We start from the raw sequence: 25,759 nt of genomic DNA on the forward strand, positions 1-25,759 counted from the left end.
TCACGGATTAATAATTTATCCTGGTTGATATTGAAGAGTAAATAATCTGTGTTAATCCGTGTAATCTGTGGTGAAACTTAAATTCCAATACTCGTGTTCTGGTTCGCGTCACTCTTCCAGTCATCTATCTTCACCGAACTCAAGCTGCCCCCCATCTTGTCCACCGTGATCTGATAGACGTAGTGGTAACCGGCTTTCCATTCGGCACTTACCGATTTCGTCTCAAACGCATGGGCGTTTTCTGCCGACTCACCATTGATGCGAACCTTCAGGCGGAACGAAAGCACAGTTTCCTTTCCCGTCATCGGGGCTGTCAGGCAGCTCACATTCGGTGTAGCCTGCTGCTCTTTCAGCACGACCGGCCTTGCCGCATCGGCAAGCGTCAACAGGGAGGTGGACGACAGGCCATTGAGGACACCGGTCTTCAGGTTCATTGTACCCGTACCCGACTGCAAACGGCTGGTTCCGCTCTGTATCTCTATCTGCACCAACTCCAGCTTATCTTTATTCGCCGAAGCCGACTTCACAATCCGGAAGCTGACCTTTGCCAAAGCGTGCTTCATCCTGAAGCTGACCGCCCGGGCACCCGAAGTGGCCGTGACCGGTGCCAGCCCCGAAGCGGGAGATACTCCATAGAGATAGTCCGGCTGATCCGTCGCCAGAAAATCGGTGGCACCGGCGGTAGTCATCACCGATACGGGTACAGTGTGGTTGCCGTCAGCCTGATGGGTCACTCCCGCCACCGGAGGATGACAGGCATACAGAAGGGCATTGGCGGTAATCACCGGAGCAGCATCCGCGCTCCAGGAGTTGTTCTGCAGCCGATACTCCGAAAACGGATTGCTGCCATAAGCCACGTGAGCCTCAGTAGTGGCATATACACTGATCGCCTCGACGGCGGTGACGGCCGCACGGGTGGCGGCACTTCCCTCTCCGGTTTCCACTTCCACCCCGGTCAGCCGCAAAGGGCCGCCCGCAGGCAACGGATCGTCCGCCCCGCACGAGGTGAATAAGGCTGCGAGTAGCAGTACGGCTCCCATCGTGCCCTTATGGGCTTTCCTATTCTTCATCGGTCTATATTCTTTCTGTTTCATCTCTCTTCTTTTCTCAGGTTGCGCTTCCCACATTTTCTTCCGCCACATCGCTGAAAGGCGCCACGGTGACACCCGTCAGAATCAGTTCGTTGGTGGCGGTGAAGTTATATTGGTAGTTATATCCCGCCTGTAGCGTAAACGGTGACGTGTCGGTATAAGTCTTTTGCGCCTCCGTCGTCGTTTTCAGCCTAATGGTGAACTGCCGCGAGCCGGGACAGACTATCGCCACATAAGTATGGCGGACGGAAGCCGTCGTGCTTCCCGAGGCGCAATACGGGGTTATGGTTTCCGAGGTACCTGCATCGGTACGAATCCCCGTCCCGGACAAAGAGGCGCTCTCAGGTGTCTGCGACGACTGATAAGTCACCACCACAGTCACCTTCGCCGCTGCCGGCGCAAAGGTAAAGCTGCATTTATTTCCGTTCAATACTCCTGCCGCCGTCAACCGGTTGCTTTTCCAGAAATTGGTTGGCGTGCTTTGATCGGCAAGGATACCGCTGAATTCCTCCGGAAAGGAAGCCGCAAAAGACTCTGATCCGGTAGTGGTCAACGCTGTCTGTCCTTCGGCCAGTCCCCAGCTGCTCTCCGCTTTGCGCTGATAGAGTGCACTTTCGGCAGCACCACCGGATTTCGATATTTTTATCCGGTCGCCGGTGACGAACGTCCGTTTGTCATAGTCAGTCGCGTGCGTGTCCCCGGCACGGGTCTCTCCTTGTCCTATTTCCGCCGATACTTCCAACGGAACAGGCAACGGATCCCCTTGGGCGCACGCCGCCAGAGCCAGCGCAATCCATACTCCTCCTATCCAATTCGTTCTCTTACCGTTCATTGTTCATCATTTAATTTACCACAGAGTGACACAAGGTCACACAGAGGTTATTCGTTCATAATTTATTGTTACGTGAGACTTCCCGTATGCGACTCTCCGTTCTCCCATCCTTTGATCTCTTCTCCTACGGGCATCAGGATGTTGTTTTGCAACGTAAGGGTGTAACTGTAATGGCTGCCCGCCTTCCGCTCGCAAGTCAGGCTGGCGGTATAGCTCACTCCGTTGTAGTCGGTCACCGTAACGGTAACCTTCTTCTGCTCCGGCGTAGGTGATTCGGCTGTCAGCGGTGACAGGATGCCGTGCCAGGTGTATTTCGTCTCGTCCGGACGATACAGGTAGATATCTTCGTCAGCGGTTCCGCCGCTATAAAGCCCTTGACCTTGCACGGTCATATATGCGAAGGGTTGTGTCAACGCATTCTTACCCTCAAATGTCAAGGTCAACTTGGTGTTGCGGTGCACAAAGGCATTCTCGCCTCCCGTGAAGGAGAGCACCCCGGTTGCACCGGAAGTCACCCCGGCACTGGTACGGAGCAAGTTACTGTTGCGGTAGTTCTCACCGTCCACACCTCCCGTTTTGTTTCGTTGATCGGCATAAATGCCGGAGTAATCGGCGGGATACATAGCCTGATAGGTAGCTCCCGACTCAAAAAGCAATTCCGAGCCCGCTGCCGAAGGGGTCCACTCTCCTGTGGCGGAAAGCGTATAATCCACCGGAGCGGACGAACTTCCACCACGCGTACGGATGATACGGATGCGGTCGGCAGTAACGAAAGTGCTGCGGTCGTAACCATTGTCGGCGGCAACGGCACGGGTGGGCGCCACCGTCTGCGCCGCATCCGGCACACCTATTTCGGCGGTCACCGTCAGCGGAGTTCCCTCCGGTACGGAGGGCAACGCCGTGTCGTCGGCACATCCGGCCAGCACCGGCAGCAGACACACGATATAGAATTGAATTGCTTTCATACACATCATTTAAAAAATTATCATCCTATCGGCTTCATATCCTGGTCCACCGGAGTCTCAGCATTCCAAGGCAGAATGGCCGCGTCCTGCAAGGTCAGTCCCCGCTTACCCAGCGTCAACGTATATATGTATTGGTTTCCCCGATCCCATGCCTGATTGAAGACATCGGTCGTAAGGGTCAGTTCACGTTCGGTGGCGGTGTTACCCAAACCGGCTTCGCCCAGCCGCAAAGTCAAAGTGACCCGTGCAGACGATGCTGCCGCCGTTTTCGGCGCCACCAGTCCATAGGCCACGGTAACAGCTCCGGTGGTTCCTATCTTCTGCGGGTTTGCCGAAGGGGTGAAGGTTAGCTTACCACTTACAGACAATCCGGATAGCGTCCCATCCGATAAAGCCATCGCGCCCGAAGTGCCCGTAAGAAAGGGTGTAGCGCCTCCCTCGGCGGTCAGGTGAACGCTTTTTACATAGTCATACACCGCATCCGCAGGCCGGTCAGTCGCATTCTGGATGCGAAACACCAGTTGTGCCAACGCATGTTGCAAGTAAATGGCAGGAGTGGCACTTTGGCTGTTGGCAGTGATGGGCTCAGCCGATCCCTGAGTGGAAGTGGCGGAACCGTACAGATAGTCATGGACGGAACAACCGTAGTCATTGGCTCCGTCAAAGGTCTGCCCCTCAGGCAGAGTTACCGGAAGTGTGGGCAGAGTGGTTCCGCTACCGGCCGTCAACGTCACGGTGGCAGGTGACCAGGCATGGAGCCTTGCCGTCCGGAGACTGACATAGGTAGGCGGGGTGCTGCTCCAACTGTTGCCGGAACCTTTGGTAAAGGTGGCTCCCGTGGCACTGCTACCGGGATAGAGACTACCGTCCGGAGCTGCGAGGTAGATGCCGATGCTATTGATCCGGTCTGCACCCGTACCGATACCATTGACAAGGGTACGGCTGGAGACGAGGGTAGCACCGACATGAATACCGGGCCGCAAGGGGACGCAGTCTCCGTCGATGACAGAAAAGTCTTCGCCGGAACAGGCACCGCAAAACAGGGCTATGCTCCAAAGGAGCAAAAAGGTAAATGGTCGGTTCATCTATTATTTGGTTTAATTCACCACAGAGAGACACAGAGTCTCACAGAGTTTTACAGTTCTCAACTGTTCATCATTGATCGCTGATCGTTCATTGTTGATCGTTCCGTCCTCTGTGGTGAATGTATTTCATAACTATTGTTTATTGTATATCTAAAGAACCTCCGGGTGTTTCATTCCACTTAGTTACGGTCACGTTAGTGATAGAGAGTTCTTTACCACTGAGCTTGACGGTGTAGAGGTAATTGTTTCCGGCTGTCCAGGCATTCGTCGCAGCATTACCGAGACTGACCGCATAATCCTGATTGTCAATCTTAAGGGTGACCTCTACATTCGTTTTGTCCTGCGTCGATTCGGGCAGCACCAAGATACTTACTTTTTTCGAAGCGTTCTGGGCTGTGGTTCTGGCAGCGTCAGTGTCAGCCGAGGCTTTCTGCAAAATATAATTCGAGATACCTCGTGTATAGGTCAGTGCCGCAGGATTGCTTCCCGGGGTTATCGTACCGTCCGAGATCTTCATTGTAGGATTGGTACCACCATTATTTAGTATAGTGCCGCTTTTGTTAGCAAGCACCAACTTGGTTAACGCACCGGTATTCTTATAAGTATGATCCGCATATACCCGGAAACTGACCATGGCAAGGGCATGCTTCATGGAGAGAGTGACTTTTCCGTCTTTACCGGATACACCTTTTTTATAACTGGCTTTCGGAGTACTTGTTTGGTCGGCATACATATAGTCCACTTCTCCGGGAGCTGTGACAATCGCATCTCCGGTAGCATTATCAGCAGCGGTGATCTTTGAATTTTCATTAGACTCTGTCCCCGGAAATACGGAGATATTCACGGTAGAATTAGCAGTCACCTGCCCGCTTCCGTTCACCTTCAAAGCTTCACCGGATGTCGCAAGCGCCCCGCCTGTCCCCGGTTTATAGGCCGGATAATGCGCATAAATGTTCGCCTCTTCCGCCGAGAGATAAATCTTATCCGTACCACTATTACTCCAATTGCTGCCACTATAGGTATAAAGCCCGTAATTATTCGTCGCATTGTTGGTCGTCGCGTTGCTTGCGTATACCGCGATGCTTCCCATCGCAGTTCCGTCCGTAGCCGCATCTGTGCCTTGTATCGCGCTGCGTGTCAGTGCCACCTGCGGTGACACCTGCAATTCTACTCTTTCCTCTTCGTCCGTCCCTTCTTCGGGCAATGCGCTCTCACCGCACCCTACGGCAAGAAGCATTGCCGGAAGAGCAAGCAGCCAATGAACTTTCATATTATGGTTCATCATGTTTCGTTTTTCCTTTAATATATAATTCGTTTTTCTTTTGAGTTCACCACGGAGGACACAGAGGACACAGAGTTTTTTTTTAGTCTTTCTATCTATTACCTCTTGAATAAATCCCCTCTGTGTACTCTGCGTACTCTGTGGTGAAATTACTCTGTGGTGAAATTATTCCGCCTCCAGGTCACCGTCCACCGTCACCGTAGTCCACGGTTGCACGGTCACGGAGGTGATTCCTAATTCATGGTCACTGATGGTCAGCGTCACGGTATGGGACATGCCTGCCTGCAACAGATTCTCTCCGGCGGCGTAGTTCACCGTTAAACCGCTGAACGTGCCTATGGAAGTTTCTACAGTCAGTGTATAGGTGTCGCCCGCCTGTAAAGGGGGCACCTGTATCGTTCCTATTTCCACGGGAACGGTGCCGGTCACCTCGGTTCCCGGTCCGGCAAGGCTCAGTGAGAGTCCGGCGGGATGTTCCTCCGTAGCGCTGAACACCGGCACTCCCGTAGCCAACGTCAAGTCCGCGCAAGGCAGCGCCCCGTTCACCGTAATCCGGCGGATGCTTACAGCCACTCCGTCCGTCAGGCCCTTGCAGGCTTTGAAGCAGAGCTGTGTGAGCAGATGGTTGAACTCCAGCGGACGGTCCGCCTTCAAGCGGTTGCCGGCAAAGCGCTCACCTTCCCACTTGTTGCCACGAAGCTCGGCGGCATAAAGCAAGTCGGTTTGCCCCGTAAGCACGAAAGATGCCACACCGCTTACCGGAACGGCTGCCGGAGCGAAAGCGGTCAGATAGAGCCAGTCGCCCGAAGGGGGGTATACAGGCCCGGCTCCCGCCGCCGCTTTCCACTCCATAGTGCCGTTGGTCCGGACTATAGCGTCCCAAGTACCTTCGTATGCCTCCGATAAAGAAGCGTAGTCACCCTTCACAGTAGAAAGTGCCACCGTAGCTTCGAACTCCTGTTCCGGCAGATTGCCGGCAGCGGCATCCCTCGACAGCGCTCCGTCCCGGGCACAGAGCTGCACCGGGACCCTCTCTTCCGTCAAGAGAGAGTCGCCGGCGGCCGTACAGCCGGAAACCCATGCGCCCAGCAGGGCGAAGAGGCTTATCTGTGTAAAAGAGTGTTTCGTCAACATGGGCAACAGGGAGATTTATTCTAATGTCGCGCTGCCGTCAGCACCGGCCTTCCATGGAGTCACGGTAGCGGTAGCCGTCACTTTGGTAGCATTCGCACCCTTCGGCTCTTTCACTGTCAAGGTGATCAGGTGGGCTTCGCCTTTCACTGTAGCCAGATCATCTCCGCCCGCAGCCTTAACGGGCACATTGTGGAAAGGAATGTCTGTGCCACCTACATTGATAATGGCGCAAACCATCAGTTTAGCCGCAGGACGGATCATGACCGGTGTACCCACTTTCACGGCTTCCGCCGACAACACATTGTTAGAAATGCCCGGGACAGGAAGAGTACCGCTATTGATATTATCCCACGTCACATCGCCATTGGTGGCGTTCACCATGGTAGGACGATAAGCCTCCTGCACCTCAATGCTTTTCAGGCTGACCGTTTTACCTGCCCACTCTCCTTTGCTCTCGGCAATCGGTTCCAGTTTCATCGCAAAATTAAGCTGAGTGGTGAGGTGCTCAAAAACCAGGGCGGCTGTTTGCGATGCCCCGCTGTTGCCGGCCGCTACTTCCTTCGCATACATCACGTCCTGCTGTCCGTCTGTCTGAAGGATCTTTACTGTAGTCGCACTCACCTCACCTGCGGGAGAGACTGCCGCCAGGAAAGAATTCTCACTCGTATTTGACGCATGATAGTAAAGAGTAGGGTTCAGCCCTAAATCGGCGGCAGAACCGCCTACCGTGAAAGTGGTGTTCGATACGGTTGCGCGTGCATTCAGCGTTCCGTTATCGGCAACATCGTTCTTAGTGACCGGAGTAAAACCCAACCAGTCTCCCGATGTTCCGTCATGCATCAGCACGGTAGCTGTCACATCGGCTCCTTCGGCAGCCACAGCACGGCTGGTAGCCAAGCCCTGTACACTCTGCGACACCCGGATAGGGGTTGCGTTCACCGGACCCACGGGCAGACTGTCCGTGTCATTGCTTGAGCAGCCCGCCAATAGGAGTGCCATAGCCGCTACACTTAATTTCGTTTTCATCATTTTTTTTTAAGTTTATAGTTAATAATATAGTTGTTATTTCAAGGATTCACCGTTTACCTTGCCTCCATCCAGTTCGCCGCTTCCCGGTTTCCCCGCCTGCCACTCTCCTACTGTGGCCACGGCGCTTATCTCTGCAGGATCGGGTGCTGAAGGTGAGGGTAACTCCACCTTCACCGTATACGAGATGCCTCCCTCGCCTGCCCCGCCTCCTTCGAAACGGATGGGAAGTTCCCGGTAGACCCGGTCGTGCGTACGGTCATCGTCCACGGCCAGCGTCAGGTCGAGGGTGAACGTTGCCGAAGGTTGCACCAATACATAGCCCGGAAGGAAAAGTTTGCCATCGGTAAACCCTAATCCGTCCCCTCCTTCCTCAACGGTATAGATGGGGACCGAAACCGTTTCACCCGTAGCGGTAAGCAGTTCCGTAGCAAGCGAAAGGCTGACCTCGCCGGCCAGACCATTGAGGTGGAGCTCACGGATGCGAAACCCTTCGGTGTTTTCCGCCTCGATGGTGAGGGCAAAACTGAGCCGGGTCAGCAGGTGGCGGTACATCAGCGATTGTTCTTCCGCCGGACCGAAAGGTGACGACAGCGAACCGGACTGTTCCCCGGTCAGCATCAGGTCTTCTTCGCCCGTGAGCCGGTAAGTCAGGCTGCCGTCCGCCTCCAGGGGAGCCGGGGGATAATATCCCCTCAGAAAGAGCGCCGAACCGTCAGCGGGATAATAGCGTTCGGGGGTGAGGCGGATTTCGTTGTCCGTAGCCACCCCGTCCCAAGCACCGTCGTACTCTCCCGTGCGGCTTCCATAGGCAATGCCCACAGAAGTTTCGCCAAAGGTGCTGACCAACGCACGGGTGCGGATGCCTGTGTAAAGCCGGATGGGGACAGGCTCTACCTCGGGACGCGGCTCAAGGGTGCGCTCGGTGCAGGAGCAGAAGCAGAAGCCAATAAGAGCGACCACTTTTATCATATATTTCGGCTTGAATATCATATTCCCAATCTTCTTGTTTTAGTTCACCACTATTATTAAAACCTATATCCCACGCCCACGTTGATCCCCGTCAGCCCCCAACGGACGGACGAGGCATCGTGATGATAGTATGCATGGGGCGGCTCGTTGTCGTAAGCCTTCGCCGAGGCATTGCGATAGCCTCCACGTATCCCGGCTTCTATCCCCCAATGGCGTGACAGGGGCAGATAGACACCGAAAGAAAGTCCGGTATGCCAGTAGCATCCCGTGCGGCTGGCACCTGTAGCGCCCGCATCTCCCGAAGGTGAAGGCTGATAGTCGAAGTCGCCCAGTTGCCCGTAAACTCCCAGATAGAACCGGCGGTAACGCCCGTCTCCCCTAAGCCACAGGCGGGGTTCGAGGCTAATGCCCGAAACACCCCAGAAACGGTGCTCCTTCCCCCCTTTCCAACCGGAATATGCCGCCGAGGCCATCACTGACCAACGACGGGCAAAGCACAGTTCGGCAGCCAGGTTGGGACGGAAAGCCGCCAAACGGCCCTCCGGCGTCAGACCCGCCCAGTCGGACAGATTGGTTTTCAGGGAGAAGATGACCCGCGAGGGCCCGACCTGCGCAGGGTATGTGTGCTCCGCTGCGAGCGGGCGGGACTGTTCGTGAAGAGCGGGTGCCGGGCACGTTCCGCCTTCCGGCAACGAAGGAGCCCGTGCGGGCAAAAGCGGATAACGGGAGGCATACCCGGCATAGCGGGAAGGGCTCAGGGTATCGGCCGCCAACGGTTCGCGCAGGCATACCACCACCACATCGCGCTCCTCGTCGGGACACGGCACGGCATGGTTGTGTGTCACAAACCAGGCTTCTTTCATCCCCTTGCGGGTGATAAGTTCGGATTTCACACGGCTGCTGCGTACATAACCCAGCCGGAGATTATCGCGCACACTGCTCCCCGACGTACAGTAACCGTCTACGTAGATGCGCATCTTTCCATCCACGATGGAGGAACGGAAAGCGGTGACTGCCGCAAAAAGCCGTTTCAGTTCGTGGTCGTTGCCACGATAGTCGGCATACAGCACATCACGCCCCTGTACAAAACGGAATGTATGCAGCGAATCGCACCGCCGGGCAGGGCAAACGCCGCCCTCTTGTCCCAAAGCAGGGGCGGAAAGCAGAAAGACATATAGGAGCAGAAGTAAAATCCGGTTCATGGCAGACAATCTCTAAAAATCAAATTACAAACACAATTCCGTCAAATGAATCTCACCGAAGATGCTGCGCATCATCTGGTTGACCACACCCATACGGGAAGCGACTACCCCATAGCGTCCGTAGACACGCTGTTCGTCCACGTCGGGAGAAACCGGGTGTACACCCTCGTTCAGTATCAGCAAAAGGGATAAAAGGTTGACGGACTCCAAAGGCTTACAGAGTTCGTATGACTCCGGCTTATCCGGAGCCTCCTGGCAGACACAACGAACTAAGCCTCCGCCCTCTAATTGAAGCAGAAGTACAGAAGCATCTTTAAAAAAACAATCAGCAGGATTGTAAGGACAGCCGCAAAACGTGTCCCGATAATAGATATAACGCAAAAGCCTGATGGCTTCCTGAGTAATTGCTGTAAGCATATTTTCTTGTTTTGTTGTGTGATGGCCGTTACTTTGTAGGTAACGGCACATGACAGACTGAAGTGTCAGCGGGCATCTCACTCTCTAAACATCAGAAATAAAAACATTTATACGTTTAGCAACCGGCATAAAATGTCAATATCACATTTAAACATTTAAATGCGAAAGCCACTCACATGCGGTTTTTCTTCAAGAACAGATAAAAATGCAAGTAAAAAAGACAGTATGGAAGATTATTTGGAGATTTAAACGAAATTATTTACGATTTTATTTGGATATTTGCTTTGTTTTGTTCACTTTTGTGCTGTTATACTCATGCCGTTACCTACAAAGTAACGGCTGATTATCAGCTGCATACTACTACATGGCAGCATTTATCTGTCCCATGGTGTACTTTATGATTCCTTCATTGACACGGTTCAACTCTTCCTCTTCAAAAGGTTTCAGGTAAGTCTCCGTCACCTTGACAGAGGAGTGCCCCATAGCATTGGCAATCAAACCTATCGGTACTTTTTGATGGAAGGCGGTTGTTGCCCACGTATGGCGGATAGTATACGAACTGATGCGTACACCCAGCCCCAATACCTTGGAGAGCCTGCCCAAGCGATGGTTGAACTTGCGAAGTTCCCTTTGATATGTTTTATATCCGACCTCGCTCCCCCATTCGCAGGTCCCCAGAATAGGGAAAAGATAATCTGAGCCCTCCTGGCAGTTTGCATCGAGATCGATCAGGGCCTGCGTCTCTGCAGAAACAAGAGCAGTCAGTGTACGTCCCGTCTTCTTACGCTTGTATGTCAACCGTTTCTTGGGCTGCAAACCCTTAGCAGGCAAGTAAGCATAATCGGCAAAAGACATCCCACGGAAACGATACATCAGGCTGGCGCGTACACATGCCGTCCGAAGTGGCTTGGGAAGCGCCGCGAGGTCGGCATTGAGTATCCTGCTCATGACACATGGTTCGATGGCGCGCTTAATACCGGCACGCGTACCGGTACCGACATCGCTGAAAAGCATAGGATCATAGTTCTCTACTATCTTCTCGCGAACCGCCCTCCTGTAGGTGGCTTTAAGCATACGGAGGTAGGTGGAAACCGTATTCTCCTTCTTTCCTGCTCCCCTTAAGTGATTTTCGTATCGTTTCAGGCATTCGGGCGTGAGCACACCGAACGGAACAGCCTTGTTTCCGCAAAAAGCGGAGAACGACTTCATGGCACAATCATACACGTGGGCAGTGCCGTAACGACCACCCGACTTCATTTTTTTGACCAAAGAAGATAAATAAAATGTTAAACTTTGTTTTTTCATATTTTATCAATTTAATTACAAATAACACTTCTCGCGCGTTCCGGTTCATTGCGGGCGCACGCGATGAAACATCTGGACAAACAGCCAGATACCCGATAAACAGGGGGATCAAGAAAGAAAAGAACTATTAAAAAAATTCATATATCTTTGCGCCCCAAAATGTAAATTAACAGCTTTTCGGCAGAAATTATAAACATTTAAAAGAATTAAGAACATGAACATCCAACACAAAAACTGGCTACTCGAAGGATTCCATCCGGTATCCACCGTAGCCGTCGCTTATTTTCCGGACTTACAGACCGGTAGTTCAGCAATCCGCCGCTTCCGCAGCGAAATACAGAAGCACCCCCGACTCGCACGGAAACTGGCGGAAGCGGAATATCACCAGCACACCCTGATGCTCTCTCCCAGACAGATCTGTATCATCATCCGATATTGGGGCATGCCAGACGAAGTAGGATTATTGATCGCCCGACATCCGGAACTGAGGGGGACTCTGCTCAATCGTGACCGGAAATTCGACTGATATATTTATATATCTTTTTTTGTTAGTATTTATTATATGGCCCACCTGATATTTTCGAGGGGTGGCGGAATACCGCATAAACATCTGTAGCTCAAATAATAAGAGGCAGAAAAAAGATGGCTCCGACACTGGCCCACCTATGGAGGACGAAACGAGGAGGAAACGGAGCCTCAAACGGAAGCAAACAGAGCCTCCGTCACAGGCCATCAGAGACTCTGTCGGAGAGGATCAGAGCCTCTGTCCGTCCCCCTCTCCGAAGCAGAAAGCAGCAGAGAATGACTTATTCCAACCAATCAGAACCCGTTTTTTGGAGAGGGGGCGAAGGGAAGGTACTTTTGCGGGGAGTTCACCACAGAGTAGCACAGAGCGACACAGAGTTTTTGTTTCTTTTTGATAACCGGTACACTTGAAAAAAATATTTTCTCTATGTTACTCTGTGTTACTCTGTGGTGAGAAATCAGATTAGAAATCCATTAAAAACAAAACTACCATGAAAACACCAACTGTCGAAATGCTGAAAAAAGGTTATATCGTTATTCCCAAATCCCTGCTGGAAAACTATTTCGCTACTCACGGACAAGCAGAAGGACGATTCGAAGCCCTGATACGGGTACTGATGAACGTCAACTACTCGGATATGGAGTGCTCCTCCTGCGGAAAGCACTTCATCTGTCATCGGGGCGAATCGCCCCACAGCCTGCTCCACTGGGCGAGCCTGCTGGGCTGGAAACGCACGCAAACCCGGCACTTCTTCAATGCAATGATCAAAGAAGGCATCATCGAGCGGCTACCCTCACCCAACGGAATGATGCGGATACGAGTCAACAACTACGACTTATGGACGGGGAAGCTGAAAGCGTATGAAACGGGAAACAGTTCGTCGGACCGGAGTTTCCACCTCTTCTGGGAAAAGTATCACGAGATGACGCAAACAGCCAAAGTAAACATCGGACGTGCAAGGCGCGAATGGAAAAAGCTGAGCGAACCCGAACGCCGGGCAGCCATCGAAAGCGTGGAGGAATACTATTATCACTTGAACGACACACGGTTCTGCAAACAAGCAGCGATGTATCTGGCGGATAAAGCGTTTCTGAATGAATATGAAATGTAAGGTACACGCGCGCGTACATTATATATAAACGAATCAGGGTTCACCACAGATTTCACAGATTAACACAGATTTAAATTTAAAAGGGGAACACCGAAAAATAGAACCGGAACTATGAGAGAAATCAATCGCTCACCACAGAGTACACGGAGTACACAGAGTTTTAATGTTTTTCACCACAGATTACACAGATTAACACAGATTGAGAAATAGATAAATCTGTGTTAATCCGTGTAATCTGTGGTGAACTCCGTTCATTAGCATTAAAACTCTGTGTATTCCGTGTAATCTGTGGTGAAAAACCTTATCGCTGACCGAGCTGAGAATCGATAAAGAAAATACCGGCATCACCGGCTCTCTTGATCTTATCGACAATGCCCTGTGCAGTAGCTTCTTCTTCTACCTGTTCGCGAACGAATCCCCAAAGGAAATCCTGAGTCGCTTTATCTTTTTCGGCTGCGGCCATGTCGACCAATGCATCCACTAATTTCGATACATGGCGTTCGTGCTCAAAGACGTGTTCAAACACTTCGAGGGAAGTACCCCAACCGGTAGGAACAACATCTACCTTATCTACTTTGGCCGTACCGCCACGTTTGATAATATATTCGGCCATGGCATAAGCATGCCCCATCTCTTCCTGAGATTGCTTCTTCATCCAATGTGCAAAACCGCTAAAACCTTCTCTTTCAAAATAGAAAGACATAGACAAATACAGATTAGAAGACCACATCTCGGCTGTAATCTGTTCGTTAATTGCATTCTGTAATTTCTCTGAAATCATAATCGTATTCATTTTAAGTTATTAAAATCACTACAAAAATAACAATTTTAAAAGATAGATTGTTCGGAGATTACACTAATTCCTCCGAAGTATAGCCCTTCGGTAATTCACGGCAGTTATAGCCGGAAGCCATAATCTCGCCATAAGCACCGGCGGAACGAAGGGCAATCAGGTCGCCACGCTTCACCTTATTCAGATCGACGGCTTTACCAAAAACGTCGGACGACTCACAGATGGGACCTACCACGTCGTAGGTTTCAACTGTCGTATCCTCGGAAGTCAGGTTCTCCATCTTGTGATGGGCCTGATAGAGTGCCGGACGAATCAGGTCGGTCATACCGGCATCGAGAATGGCGAACTGCTTGTTGGTGCCTTGCTTGACATAAAGCACCTTGGAGATCAGCGAACCGCATTGTCCCGTAATGGCACGCCCCAGTTCGAAATGTAAAGTCTGGTGCGGACGAAGTTTCAGATGTTCATCGTACGTACGGAAATAGTCGGCAAAGTCCGGAATGGCCTGACGGTTGGGGTGATCGTAATCAATGCCCAGTCCACCGCCTACGTTGATATGTTCCACGAGGATGTGACGGGCTTCGAGCTTATCCTGCAACTCGTTGACACGATTGCAAAGCGCAATGAAATCCCCCATATCGAGAATCTGCGAACCGATGTGGAAATGAAGGCCGATAAACTTCACGTTCTTCATACCCAAAGCCACATCGATCACCTTATCCATATCGTGCATGCTGATACCGAATTTGTTTTCGGCCAGCCCGGTAGTGATGTTGGCATGAGTATGCGCACCGACATTGGGGTTGATACGGAAAGCAACGTTGGCTACTTTGCCCTTGGCAGCGGCCAGTTCGTTGATGACTTCCAATTCAGGAACCGACTCGACGTTGAAACAGAAAATATCGTAATCGAGTCCCAGGTTGATCTCCCAATCAGCTTTGCCCACACCGGCAAAGACGATCTTCCCGGCAGGAAAACCGGCTTTGATGGCAGCACGGATTTCACCTCCGCTGACACAGTCGGCACCCAGTCCGCTTTCGCGGATGATGGTCAGTACCTTGGAATTGGCATTGGCCTTGACGGCATAGTGTACACTGAAGTTGTCGTAACGTGCCACCTCACGGTTGACGCACGCCAGCGTGTCGCGAAGCACCTTTGTATCATAATAATAAAAAGGGGTCTGCAACTCGCGGAATTTATGAATGGGGAATACAGTTTTCATGTTGAAAAGTGACTAATGAGGTTTAAGTTGGAATCACCACAGATTACACGGATTTTCACAGATTAACAATTTATCTCGTTGATATTTCGAGATTAAAAGTTCTGTGATAATCTGTGCAATCTGTGGTGAACCTAATTCATTTTATTTGCCGTTGAACAGCATATCGCTGAGCGACTGCAAAGCAACCTTCTTGTCGCACTCACGAATCAGGAAGGAGATGTTATAGTTGCTACCGCCAAACGAAATCATACGCACGGGAATGTCGCGCATAGCATCGAGTGCTTTGGCTTCGAAACCTACGTTCTCCCACTCCAGGTCGCCTACGACGCAGATGATACACATGTCTTTGTCGACTGTAACGGTACCGTATTTCTTCAGGTCGTCCAGAATTTCGTTGAGGTGCTTGGTATTATCGACAGATACGGAAACTCCTACCTCCGACGTACAGATCATATCGATGGAAGTCTGGTAACTCTCGAAGATTTCGAATACCTTGCGAAGGAAACCGTGAGCAAGCAACATACGGCTCGACTTGATCTTGATGGCAGTAATATTACCCTTAGCAGCTACAGCTTTGATCTTACCTTTTTCCGTATCGTTGGAGATCAGTGTGCCCGGCGCAAGAGGGTCCATGGTGTTCAGCAGGCGGACCGGAATGTTGGCATATTTGGCAGGCTGAATACAGGTGGGGTGCAGAATCTTGGCACCGAAGTAGGCCAACTCGGCAGCTTCTTCAAAATGCAGCTGGCGCACCGGCGCCGTTTTGTCGACAATGCGCGGGTCGTTGTTATGCATACCGTCGATATCAGTCCAGATCTGGATTTCGGAAGCATGAATAGCAGCACCGATCAGTGAGGCGGTATAGTCGCTTCCACCACGCTGCAAGTTGTCAATCTCGCCATAAGCATTGCGGCAGATAAAGCCTTGGGTGATGTAAATTTCAGCATCCGGATAGAGTTCCAGTTGTGCCTGAAGTTTATCTTTAATATAGATAGGATCGGGTTCCGCATTCTTATCTGTACGCATATACTCCAAAGCCGGAAGCAATACGGACTTCACGCCACACTCCTGCAAGTAGTAGTTGACCATAGCGGTAGAGATCAGCTCGCCCTGTGCCAGCACCACTTTCTCTTCGAACAGGGTGAAGAGGTCTTTGGTGTACGAACGGATATAGTCGAAATGAGATTTTATGATCTCCAACCCTTTCTGTTTATACTCCTCAGTAGCGTAAAGCTCGTCAACATGCTGTTTATATTTAGCCTCCAGCTTATTGATAATCTCGTTGGCACCTTCCGGATTCTTCTTGTACAGATAGTCGGAAATCTCCACCAATGTGTTTGTTGTGCCCGACATAGCCGAGAGGACAACAATCTTTCTTTCACCATCGGTAATCAATTTGGCCACTTCCTTCATCCGCTGTGCAGAGCCTACGGAAGTTCCTCCAAACTTTAAAACTTTCATTTTCGTTACTGTGTTAAAATTAGTATGTATGTTAATTATTTTCTCTTTTCACAAATTCGTCCGTCACATTGACAATGCGGTGTCCGGCACACCGGTATACCTGTCCGGGATATTCGGCAACCAACTGGAGATTATGGGTGGTCATCACTACCAATGATCCCGCCTGACAGATGTTGTGCAGCAGTTCGACAATGGCCTTTCCAGTCTCCACATCGAGGTTCCCGGTAGGCTCGTCCGCTAAGATAATCTCCGGCGAGTTGAGCACGGCACGCGCTATCACGATGCGTTGCTGCTCGCCACCCGAAAGTTCATTAGGCAGTTTATAGCCCTTATTCTCCATCCCGACAAGGTTGAGCACCTCAGCGATGCGCTCCCTGATCTCTTGTTTATTCTTCCACCCGGTAGCACGAAGCACGAATTCAAGGTTGTCGTTCACTGTACGGTCGGTGAGGAGTTGAAAATCCTGAAAGACAATGCCCAGCTTGCGCCGCAACTGCGGAATGTGCTTACGTTTGATGGATGTCATCCGGTAACCAAGCACTTCGGCTTCGCCGGAAGCCACATCAAGCTCACCATAGAAGGTCTTGAGCAGACTGGTCTTGCCGGAGCCTACTTTACCCACCAGGTAAACGAACTCACCTTTGTGCAGTTGCAGATTGACATCGCTCAGCACACAGAGTTCCTGCTGATGTATCTCTACGTCGGTATAGTGAATCAGTGTTTCGTCCATGAGTCGCTATGTCTTATCTGCAATTCGCGTGCCAGATCTTCGATGCGGTATCCTTTGGAAGTCAACAATACAATCAGGTGATAGATCAGATCGGAACCTTCGTAGATCAGACGGTCGTCTGTGCCGTTGGTGGCTTCGATCACGGTTTCTACCGCCTCTTCACCTACCTTCTGGGCAATTTTGTTGATACCGGACTGGAACAGGCTGGTGGTATAGGACTTCTCGGGCATCTCTTCGTGACGTCTGTCAATGAAATCCTGCAGCAACTTGAGGAACATGACAGGTTCTTCGTTCTTCTCTCCCCAACAGGTATCAGTTCCGGTATGGCATACCGGACCGACCGGATTTACCTGAATCAGCAGGGTGTCTTTGTCACAATCTTCTTTGATAGACACGACATTCAGGAAGTTACCGCTCTCTTCGCCTTTTGTCCACAAACGGTTCTTGGTACGGCTGAAAAAGGTTACTTTCCCGGTTTCAACAGTTTTCTCGTAAGCCTCCTTGTTCATGAAGCCAAGCATCAGCACCTTGCGGGTGTCGTTGTCTTGTATGATAGCCGGAACGAGTCCGTTCATTTTATCAAAATCTAAATCCATGGTTCTTATGTTTTCAGGGTTCACCACAGATTACACGGATTTTCACTGATTAATCTTTGATCTCTCTGATTATCTACGATTAAAAGTTCTGTGTTAATCTGTGTAATCTGTGTTGAACTCTTATTTAATTCATTTCTATATCGTCTTTTATCTTCAGGCTAAGATTTGCTTACGCTTTCTACCTGACGGTAATTCCCTGGCCGCAAAGATACGATTTTAATTCGGGAATTTTAATTTCTCCGAAGTGAAAAACACTGGCTGCCAGTGCGGCATCTGCTTTACCAAGTGTAAAAGCATCGCGGAAGTGCTCCATCCGGCCTGCTCCGCCCGATGCGATAACGGGTATGGAGAGTTGGGAAGCCAGCTCCGCCAGGGGTTCATTGGCATATCCGGTCTTCACTCCATCGTGGTTCATACTGGTAAACAGCACTTCGCCGGCTCCGCGCTCCTGAGCTTCTTTGGTCCACGTCATCAGTTCTTTGTCAGTCTCGATACGCCCGCCGTTGAGATAGCACTTCCACCCGTTCTCAGTCTGCTTGGCATCTACCGCAAGCACACATACCTGTGACCCGAAATGCTTGGCAATATCGTCTATCAGCTGCGGGTTGCGAATGGCGGAAGAGTTAATGGAAATTTTGTCGGCACCGGCATTGAGCAGGCGGTCTACATCACTCAATTCGTTGATCCCTCCCCCAACAGTAAAAGGAATACTGATATTGGCAGCAATCCGCCGGACCAGTTCGGCAAAGGTCTTACGCCCTTCATGACTGGCGGTAATATCAAGAAACACCAGTTCGTCGGCTCCCTGCTCGCTATAGGCACGCCCCAATTCTACCGGATCGCCGGCTTGGCGCAGGTTTACGAAATTCGTCCCTTTCACGGTCTGCCCGTCTTTGATATCGAGACAAGGTATAATTCTTTTTGCTAACACGATTCTATATTTACGATTTTACGTTTGATTAATGGTTGACCACAAAATTACACAGAACTCTAAAGAGTGCAACGATTAAAGAAAACAGAACTCTGTAAAACTCCGCATTACCCTGTGGTTAAATAAATGCCTGAAGCTCTTTAAGAGTGATACGACCCTCGTAAAGAGCCTTGCCGAAAATGACGGCAGGCACCCCGGCTTCGTGCAACGCTTCAATGTCGGCCACACTACTCACTCCACCACTGGCTATCAGGTAAAGGGTGGGATACTCTGTCAGTATCTCCTTATATAGTTCCAGGGAAGGTCCGGCCAGCATACCGTCACAACTGATGTCGGTACAGATCACCTTTTCAACGCCCTTTTTCGTATAATCATTTAGAAAAGGGAAAAGTTCACAGTCACTTTCGTCCTTCCAACCGTTGACAGCTATCTTATGATCTTTGACATCGGCGCCCAGAATGATTTTTTCACTGCCGTAACGGTCTATCCAACGACAAAACATATCAGGGTTCCTGACAGCTATACTGCCGCCGGTCACCATCTGCGCCCCGTTCTCAAAAGCGATTATCAAGTCTTCGTCGCTCTTCAGCCCACCGCCGAAATCGATAATCAGCGAAGTGCGGCTGGCTATCAGGTCGAGTGTCCGGTAGTTGACCACATGATGTGAAGCAGCACCATCCAGATCCACAACGTGCAGACGCCGGATGCCGTTGGCCTCAAACTCCTTGGCAACCTCCACCGGGTTTTCATTATATACCTTTTTGCTATCATAATCTCCCTGGGAAAGGCGTACACACTTCCCATCGATAATATCAATGGCCGGAATTAATTCTATCATCTGTCTGTTCTCAATTAACGGTTTAAACTTCCGGGGGAATCAGAGCTCCAGGAAATTCTTTATAATTCTCTCACCCGCCACCCCACTTTTTTCGGGATGAAACTGGGTGGCATAGAAGTTATCTTTATGCAAAGCGGCACTGAAAGGGTGGATATAATCGGTCTCGGCAGCCGTAAACTCACTGACGGGTACATAATAACTATGTACGAAATAAACAAATTCATCACGGGTGAATCCTTTGAACAAGTCACTCTTCAACTGACCGATGGTATTCCATCCCATGTGGGGTACCTTATCCTCGTGTTTCCGGGGCACAAAACGTTTCACGTCGGTATCGAAAATCCCAAGGCAACCGACGTTCCCCTCTTCGGAGAAACGACACATCAGCTGCATGCCCAGACAAATGCCCAATACCGGCTGGCGGAGTTCTTTAATGAAACGGTCCATACCACTCTCTTTGAGATGAAGCATAGTAGTCTCAGCCTCCCCCACCCCGGGAAAGATCACTTTATCAGCGGCTTTCAACACCTCTTTGTCAGAGGTAATCACCGCTTCCACTCCCAGGCGTTTCAATGCATAGTCCACAGAACGGATGTTACCTGCATTATATTTGATAACTGCTACTTTCATTTTAATGTACTACATTTAGTCCGCAAAAATAACGAATTATTGCAAAACCACGAAAAATCGGAGCAAGAAGTTTGAATTAAAAGATAGATTTATAACAGATAGAAAGATTTTCGGCATATAAAACGAATAAGTATTATCCGAAAGGGAAAACAGAAGGAAAACAGGAGACCAATTACACTATTATTTTTTCACACTTTTTTTTCAAACTAAATGGCTTAAAAATGAGGAACTAAGCCAAAATCGCTTCATTTTTTTCAAAAAACTTTTCGCTCAGCTATTGCAGGTTTCGGAAAAATACCTACCTTTGCAACCGCAATCGAGAGAGATAGCGATTAAGAAATGAAATACTGGTGCGTTAGTTCAGTTGGTTAGAATACATGCCTGTCACGCATGGGGTCACGGGTTCGAGTCCCGTACGCACCGCATCTCAAATCTTAATAAAAAAATAAAATTGGTGCGTTAGTTCAGTTGGTTAGAATACATGCCTGTCACGCATGGGGTCACGGGTTCGAGTCCCGTACGCACCGCAGATACACTAAGACGACAAAGTGTCAAAAGTAAGTAAAGCAGCTCTAAATTATAGACTTAGAGCTGCTTTTTTGTTGTTTCTATGTAACTCAATACTCCCTAAAATGAATCATACCCAAATTTCCCTCAGAATTGCAGTATGACCCAGTGATTCCGAGTTGATAAATAGCATTCAGGTTCTTCGCATGTCTGGAATACTACATTTTGTCCAGACAAATTCTGTTTGTAGAACACAGTGCCCTCTGAACATGTAGAATTTGTATATTAATTAAGTGATTATATACTTTCGTAAAATAAAAATGCTGCAACTTTTTCCATTTCTGTTCAAGTGTTATTAGCATCCCCCCATGTAATTTGATTATCTTTGCCACAGCTAAAAAAGCAATGATTAAAATAATTATGATGATTGAAATAATAGGAATAATTGAGATAATTATATTGATAATAATTGGCGTATGCCTATTGGGTATTCCTCTGTTCTTTACAATTCGCAATGTGCTGGTACTTTTCATACAGCGTATAAAACCTCGCAAACCGTTGGACTTGGCTGTCTTTGTTATAGGTTTACCACTGACCTTTTTAGTGGTGTTACCGCTTAAACCTTGGGATGAATCATTAAGGGAGTTGGATGATGTTTATCATTCTCCACTCTGTATTGAACCGATTATCATTTTTGTAATGGTCATTGCAGTAGTAAGTTATCTGGTATTGCGTGTAAAGGGCGATCATCTACCACCATTACCTAAAACTATTTTGCTTTCAGGACTTTATGTAGGTTGTATCTATGCCGTTTTGTGGATTATCCAGCTTAGTGAAAATCTTTTTATGGAAGAACCCGACTTCAGAACGGGAGGAATATTGGATTCTGACCAAGGACTAAACTATTCTATAATTTACCTTATGCTTTTTGCAGTTAATTATATCCTGATGGTAGTACGAATGGTTGTAGGGTATATCAAAGAGCCACTTACTGCATGGCCACAATATAAGTCGCCATTTCTAAACCGATTGAGCCGGATATTGTCCCGATGTGGGAAACTGCCTGTTGCGGCACTGATTCTGTTGTTACCTGTGTGTGTCGTTATTTTGGGGATATTGACACTGTTTGGTCAACAGCAAGTTTTAATCAATGCATTTACCCAAACCAGTGATTGGTACTTCTCTACCAAGATATCTCCTCCGGTGCTTTCACATACAGGGCACTACCTCTGTACGGTGGCTGCTCAGGGTAATCCCCATATCGTTAAACCGCTGCGTAGAGGTATCCGACATGGTGTGCCGATTATCGTCAACCGTCAGCTCTGTGTCGCCAATGCTTTTGAAGATATATTGTCGCAGCATTGCCCTCACCTTCACAATGTCATCCGCAGCAACTACGACCGTTACGGCCTGCCCGTATGTCATTACATTGACCGTCCATGGAAAGCAAATATAATTTATTGGGTAATGAAACCTGCCGAGTGGCTCTTTATATTGGTCTTATATACATTCGACACTGCGCCCGAACAACGAATAGCAAGACAATATCAAGATACTGAAAATAATATTCCACAATGAAATAATATAAGCGAGTTGATACTCACTATGTAATACATATAGTGTAAAATGTTAGATTGATATAAGCGTTAGAGTACAAATATAAACCGGAAGTTTCGTAAAATGTAAAAGCTACATTTATACTCACTCCCGGTCTTCACAGACATTTCAGGTCAGAAGGTGATACCTACACGGAAACCAACGTTATTTGAACCGTCCAAAGTACCGGTCAGCACTTCGCTTTTATTGGTTCCATAGCTGTAATAAGCAGCTATATGGAATCCGAACCGTCCGTCAGGCACAGGGTAAATATTCACTCCAACCTCCGGTGATATATAGAATCCCCAAGGTTTATCAGACAGATTGACCGTATTCAGATAGGTCGTATTCTTGGCATACATAGCTCCCACTTTGGCACCGATGTATGGTCTCAGGTATCCATAATCCGTAAACCGGTATGCAGAAGTCAATCCGAAGGGAAGCTGGAAAGCAGATTCCTGCCGGTCAGTAGTCAAAGAAACCGTACCATCGGTGATAGTCTGGCGTCCTACATAATTATGGTTAGTATGAAAGCTCAGAAAGGCTCCCAAATCCCAATGTGGCGTTAATGCATAATTTCCTTCAAAGTTCATACCCCAACCACTGATCTTGTTTGCAAAGTCCGTACCGACATGTGCGTTCACCTGCCAGTCCACATTGAAATGCACTCTCTCGGGTAAGTTCTGCGAATAACCTTTTAAGCAAAATAAAACTGAAGTCATAAGAACCAGTACATATTTTTTCTTCGAAATAAATTTTAGAGTCTTCATAATTTTATCATTTTAGGATTTCTTAATGTATGGTGATTGCTCAAATGCCTGATCAACGGCACGAAGCGTCAGCTGCAAATCATATTTAGAACTGCCAAATAAGAGTCCTGTAGCGTAAGAGTGCCAAATTACCGGTAGTTTTACTTTCTGGCCTCCTTCGGCAGGATGATCGGTCAGATTAACCATTTCCATGATCATAGTACCCGTGTCATAACTGTAAGTTACAGGATAAGGATAATACCAGTCATTCCAATACGGCCCCCAATAACCGGGTCCCCACCAGCCATTGTACCATCCGCCGTCATACCATCCGCCGCTCCCGATTACCTGCGTAGTCTGCTGGGCAAAAGAGAGCTGAATCCCGATATTGGCATCCTTTATTTCTTTTACCCTTGTGTAGCCCCGGTCATTCATTTCATCGGCTACCCGCTTAATGATCTGCTGCGCATTAGCGTCTTTCCAATAGGTCGCTTTCATACCTTGTCCTATCAGCAAAATACTGTCAGGCAGGCAATAGGTATTAAACTCCTTGAATTTAGCATTACTGTCGTAATTGGTGTAAACCGTAAAATCATTGTCGAGTTTACCCAAATCCGGGTCCTTTTCACACGAAGTGACAAATACCGCCACTAAAGCAATAAACAAATACTTTTTCATATTCCTTTCACTTTTAATGTTAGACTAAGAGCCAGTTCAGACATTCATCGCCCCAGCCCATCAAAACTCTTCTCCAATAAACAATCTTTTCACTTAAAATCATTACTCTTAGAAAAACGCCATGGATAACACTCCTAATTTCCTCTTAATCCTAATCTTTATATTGAATATCCTTTCCTTAATTTTGGAATAAAGATAGGGCATCAGATCGGACTTTATAGAGTTTAATATTCCGAACCGGAAACGTAAAAGTCCCCAACCGTTAAAATTGGATTCTGAATCGTAAAAGCAAGCATAAAAAAAATCTGATAAACAAAAGATGGATTCAAAGACCGCTTCTCCAATCATTTGGCTATCTTTGCCGCCGGATTGACATTCCTCACCAGAACTATCAGATTTACCAATTAAAAACTGCCCCCCAATAAAGCAAACCGGATGAATGATGATAGAGTGAACTTTATTATATTATAAGACGCAAAATGGAACTAAAGTACGTAAAATTATACCTGTTATGTATTCTGGTGGGGGGCTTCACCGGAATCGTAACCATACCTTATCATTATTTATTAGGCAAGGCATCTGCTCTGCGGTATCTTTTGTTTAACTCCGAGGTAAACTGGTGGGTGCATCTTTCAGTTATATTTTCAATGTGGATCATAGGGTTAATCATACATTATTGTGTAAAGAAATGCAGTTCCATTTCCGGCAGCGGTATTCCACAGGTAGAAGGAGCCATTTATGGCAGATTCCCAATCAACCGGCCGTTCAAAGCGCTTGTTTTAAAATTCACAGGAGGTCTGGCAAGTATAGGGATGGGGTTATCTCTCGGACGAGAGGGGCCTTCCGTACAAATGGGGGCATTCGTAGCCCGTATAATAGGAAAATGGACTCATGCATCCGTCTCGGAACAACGCTATCTTTATACGGGTGGAGCAAGTGCCGGACTCTCGTCAGCCTTTATCGCCCCCCTGGCTTCATCGATATTTATTGTGGAAGAACTCGAAAAATTCGATTCTGTAAAAATAATCATTACCTCACTTCTGGCATCGACTATAGCCGGAACAATGGCCGGGTGGGCATTCCCAGGAAACCGGTATGCGCCGATCAACGCTGCCTACCCTTCCGAACTTAGTGTTGTCGGAATCACCCTGACTTTCATTTTATTTTCCTTGTTACTGTCTCTGGTCGGAAAGCTTTTTAATACTTGTCTGCTTTATTTCCAACAGAAGTACAGCCAAATACAAATGTCGATATATTTAAAAACACTATCAGTGGTTATTGTAACCTATATCATAGGTTATTTCTTCTCAGACCTGATTGCAGGTGGTGAAGATTTCCTACTCAAACAAGCAGACACCGCCGCATATACAGGCATATTATTTCTTTGTGGCATTATCCTTCTTAAATTATTGTTCACAGCACTGAGTTATTCAACCGGTTTTCCGGGAGGTATCTTCCTTCCGTTGCTCGTCATCGGAGGACTGACAGGAAAGGTATTCGCGCTTATACTTATCCGGCAAGGTTTTCTCTCGGCAGAACATTGCGGTTTCTTTATGGCCATTGGCATGGCTGCAGCATTCGCAGCCGTCGTACGTTCTCCGGTTACAGGCATTATCCTGCTTTTGGAAATGACCCATAAGTTTGAGTTGCTGGTTCCAATGACAATCGTAGTAGGAATCACTTACTTTATCAGCGATATCGCAGGGGTAAGACCGATATATGACCGGTTGTATTTACGTTTACTGCCCAAAGAGGAGAAATATTCAAGATCCCGACACATCCTGTCATTCGAGGTAAATACGGACTCATACATGGAAAGAAAAAAAGTAAAAGACATTATTTTGCCCAAGGACTGTAAAATAGAGAATGTCATGCGAAAAGGAATACCCTTGTCTTTACATAACACATCCATTCATCCGGGAGACCGGGTAGATATCAGTCTTCCGTCATGTGAACTCGAAAAACTATACCGTACATTCAGGAACATGGCGAATGAATGATCCCCAAGACATGGAGGAATGTGTCTATTTATCGATAGGCTATAAATATGTTCACGAAGTTAGAATTTATCTCACTTATA

The 25,759-nt window shown here is 48.6% G+C and carries 25 protein-coding genes and 2 tRNA genes; 6 read left to right on the forward strand and 21 right to left on the reverse strand.

Annotated features, from left to right (window positions below; all coding sequences use genetic code 11):
* Nucleotides 1–77: 77 nt before the first annotated feature.
* From FDF36_RS04675 to FDF36_RS04725, 11 genes are all read right to left on the reverse strand, one after another.
* Nucleotides 78–1,094, reverse strand: a complete 1,017-nt coding sequence (locus FDF36_RS04675; RefSeq protein ID WP_259281364.1) for a fimbrillin family protein — start codon at nt 1,092–1,094, stop codon at nt 78–80.
* 13 nt (nt 1,095–1,107) lie between these two features.
* A complete protein-coding gene (locus tag FDF36_RS04680) occupies nt 1,108–1,923 on the reverse strand; it encodes a fimbrillin family protein (RefSeq protein WP_220390521.1) in 816 nt (271 codons plus the stop codon).
* Between the two features lie 68 nt (nt 1,924–1,991).
* On the reverse strand, nt 1,992–2,888 hold the full coding sequence (locus tag FDF36_RS04685; RefSeq protein WP_227559666.1) for a fimbrillin family protein: 897 nt from the start codon (nt 2,886–2,888) through the stop codon (nt 1,992–1,994).
* Between the two features lie 20 nt (nt 2,889–2,908).
* Nucleotides 2,909–3,973 (reverse strand): fimbrillin family protein, encoded by a 1,065-nt coding sequence (locus FDF36_RS04690; RefSeq protein ID WP_220390522.1) that lies wholly within the window; start codon nt 3,971–3,973, stop codon nt 2,909–2,911.
* A gap of 139 nt (nt 3,974–4,112) precedes the next feature.
* Entirely contained in the window at nt 4,113–5,258 is a 1,146-nt protein-coding gene (locus FDF36_RS04695) for a fimbrillin family protein (protein WP_220390524.1), read from the reverse strand.
* A gap of 162 nt (nt 5,259–5,420) precedes the next feature.
* Nucleotides 5,421–6,389, reverse strand: a complete 969-nt coding sequence (locus FDF36_RS04700) for a fimbrillin family protein (protein WP_220390525.1) — start codon at nt 6,387–6,389, stop codon at nt 5,421–5,423.
* A 15-nt stretch (nt 6,390–6,404) separates the two neighbouring features.
* Nucleotides 6,405–7,418 carry a fimbrillin family protein gene (locus tag FDF36_RS04705; RefSeq protein ID WP_220390526.1) on the reverse strand — a complete coding sequence of 338 codons (1,014 nt, stop codon included), beginning with the start codon at nt 7,416–7,418 and terminating at the stop codon, nt 6,405–6,407.
* Between the two features lie 33 nt (nt 7,419–7,451).
* Nucleotides 7,452–8,408 (reverse strand): fimbrillin family protein, encoded by a 957-nt coding sequence (locus FDF36_RS04710; protein ID WP_220390528.1) that lies wholly within the window; start codon nt 8,406–8,408, stop codon nt 7,452–7,454.
* Nucleotides 8,409–8,443: 35 nt separating this feature from the next.
* Nucleotides 8,444–9,589 (reverse strand): DUF3575 domain-containing protein, encoded by a 1,146-nt coding sequence (locus FDF36_RS04715; protein WP_220390529.1) that lies wholly within the window; start codon nt 9,587–9,589, stop codon nt 8,444–8,446.
* Nucleotides 9,590–9,613: 24 nt separating this feature from the next.
* Nucleotides 9,614–10,006 (reverse strand): hypothetical protein, encoded by a 393-nt coding sequence (locus FDF36_RS04720; RefSeq protein WP_220390530.1) that lies wholly within the window; start codon nt 10,004–10,006, stop codon nt 9,614–9,616.
* Nucleotides 10,007–10,366: 360 nt separating this feature from the next.
* Complete coding sequence (locus tag FDF36_RS04725; RefSeq protein ID WP_220390531.1) at nt 10,367–11,311, reverse strand: tyrosine-type recombinase/integrase; 945 nt, start codon at nt 11,309–11,311, stop codon at nt 10,367–10,369.
* Nucleotides 11,312–11,525: 214 nt separating this feature from the next.
* On the opposite strand from FDF36_RS04725, the gene FDF36_RS04730 reads away from it, so the two are divergent.
* A complete protein-coding gene (locus FDF36_RS04730; RefSeq protein WP_220390532.1) occupies nt 11,526–11,837 on the forward strand; it encodes a DUF4248 domain-containing protein in 312 nt (103 codons plus the stop codon).
* Nucleotides 11,838–12,327: 490 nt separating this feature from the next.
* Nucleotides 12,328–12,948, forward strand: a complete 621-nt coding sequence (locus FDF36_RS04735) for a hypothetical protein (RefSeq protein ID WP_220390533.1) — start codon at nt 12,328–12,330, stop codon at nt 12,946–12,948.
* A 301-nt stretch (nt 12,949–13,249) separates the two neighbouring features.
* On the opposite strand, the gene FDF36_RS04740 is transcribed toward FDF36_RS04735, so the two are convergent.
* The 8 genes from FDF36_RS04740 to hisH all read right to left on the reverse strand — a co-directional run bounded on the left by FDF36_RS04740 (nt 13,250) and on the right by hisH (nt 20,149).
* Nucleotides 13,250–13,729 carry a ferritin gene (locus FDF36_RS04740; RefSeq protein WP_220390534.1) on the reverse strand — a complete coding sequence of 160 codons (480 nt, stop codon included), beginning with the start codon at nt 13,727–13,729 and terminating at the stop codon, nt 13,250–13,252.
* A gap of 70 nt (nt 13,730–13,799) precedes the next feature.
* Complete coding sequence (gene lysA, locus FDF36_RS04745) at nt 13,800–14,963, reverse strand: diaminopimelate decarboxylase (protein ID WP_005780054.1); 1,164 nt, start codon at nt 14,961–14,963, stop codon at nt 13,800–13,802.
* 141 nt (nt 14,964–15,104) lie between these two features.
* Nucleotides 15,105–16,424, reverse strand: a complete 1,320-nt coding sequence (locus tag FDF36_RS04750) for an aspartate kinase (RefSeq protein ID WP_193683742.1) — start codon at nt 16,422–16,424, stop codon at nt 15,105–15,107.
* A gap of 31 nt (nt 16,425–16,455) precedes the next feature.
* Nucleotides 16,456–17,154: a cell division ATP-binding protein FtsE gene (locus tag FDF36_RS04755; protein WP_220390536.1), complete on the reverse strand. Its 699-nt coding sequence runs from the start codon at nt 17,152–17,154 to the stop codon at nt 16,456–16,458.
* Nucleotides 17,139–17,750, reverse strand: coding sequence for a bifunctional phosphoribosyl-AMP cyclohydrolase/phosphoribosyl-ATP diphosphatase HisIE (hisIE, locus tag FDF36_RS04760; protein ID WP_005788819.1), 612 nt, complete (start codon nt 17,748–17,750; stop codon nt 17,139–17,141). Before hisIE ends, FDF36_RS04755 begins: the two co-directional genes overlap by 16 nt.
* 178 nt (nt 17,751–17,928) lie before the next feature.
* On the reverse strand, nt 17,929–18,681 hold the full coding sequence (gene hisF / locus FDF36_RS04765) for an imidazole glycerol phosphate synthase subunit HisF (RefSeq protein WP_220390537.1): 753 nt from the start codon (nt 18,679–18,681) through the stop codon (nt 17,929–17,931).
* A gap of 118 nt (nt 18,682–18,799) precedes the next feature.
* Entirely contained in the window at nt 18,800–19,519 is a 720-nt protein-coding gene (hisA, locus tag FDF36_RS04770; protein WP_220390538.1) for a 1-(5-phosphoribosyl)-5-[(5-phosphoribosylamino)methylideneamino]imidazole-4-carboxamide isomerase, read from the reverse strand.
* A 39-nt stretch (nt 19,520–19,558) separates the two neighbouring features.
* The gene (hisH, locus tag FDF36_RS04775; protein ID WP_005780065.1) at nt 19,559–20,149 is read right to left on the reverse strand and encodes an imidazole glycerol phosphate synthase subunit HisH; all 591 of its coding nucleotides are present in this window, start codon (nt 20,147–20,149) and stop codon (nt 19,559–19,561) included.
* 349 nt (nt 20,150–20,498) lie between these two features.
* On the opposite strand from hisH, the gene FDF36_RS04780 reads away from it, so the two are divergent.
* From FDF36_RS04780 to FDF36_RS04790, 3 genes are all read left to right on the forward strand, one after another.
* Nucleotides 20,499–20,572 (forward strand) — tRNA-Asp (locus tag FDF36_RS04780).
* 30 nt (nt 20,573–20,602) lie between these two features.
* Nucleotides 20,603–20,676, forward strand: a tRNA-Asp gene (locus FDF36_RS04785).
* A gap of 385 nt (nt 20,677–21,061) precedes the next feature.
* On the forward strand, nt 21,062–22,234 hold the full coding sequence (locus tag FDF36_RS04790) for a DUF6688 domain-containing protein (protein WP_220390539.1): 1,173 nt from the start codon (nt 21,062–21,064) through the stop codon (nt 22,232–22,234).
* A 152-nt stretch (nt 22,235–22,386) separates the two neighbouring features.
* Here the strand turns inward: FDF36_RS04790 and FDF36_RS04795 are convergent, their stop codons facing one another.
* Nucleotides 22,387–23,022 carry an outer membrane beta-barrel protein gene (locus tag FDF36_RS04795; RefSeq protein ID WP_220390540.1) on the reverse strand — a complete coding sequence of 212 codons (636 nt, stop codon included), beginning with the start codon at nt 23,020–23,022 and terminating at the stop codon, nt 22,387–22,389.
* A gap of 12 nt (nt 23,023–23,034) precedes the next feature.
* Complete coding sequence (locus FDF36_RS04800) at nt 23,035–23,679, reverse strand: DUF4136 domain-containing protein (RefSeq protein ID WP_220390541.1); 645 nt, start codon at nt 23,677–23,679, stop codon at nt 23,035–23,037.
* Between the two features lie 479 nt (nt 23,680–24,158).
* Between FDF36_RS04800 and FDF36_RS04805 the strand changes: the two genes are divergently transcribed.
* The gene (locus tag FDF36_RS04805) at nt 24,159–25,679 is read left to right on the forward strand and encodes a ClC family H(+)/Cl(-) exchange transporter (protein ID WP_220390542.1); all 1,521 of its coding nucleotides are present in this window, start codon (nt 24,159–24,161) and stop codon (nt 25,677–25,679) included.
* Nucleotides 25,680–25,759: the final 80 nt, after the last annotated feature.

The sequence above is a fragment of the Bacteroides fragilis genome (assembly GCF_019583405.1).
In the GTDB taxonomy this organism is placed as follows: domain Bacteria; phylum Bacteroidota; class Bacteroidia; order Bacteroidales; family Bacteroidaceae; genus Bacteroides; species Bacteroides fragilis_B.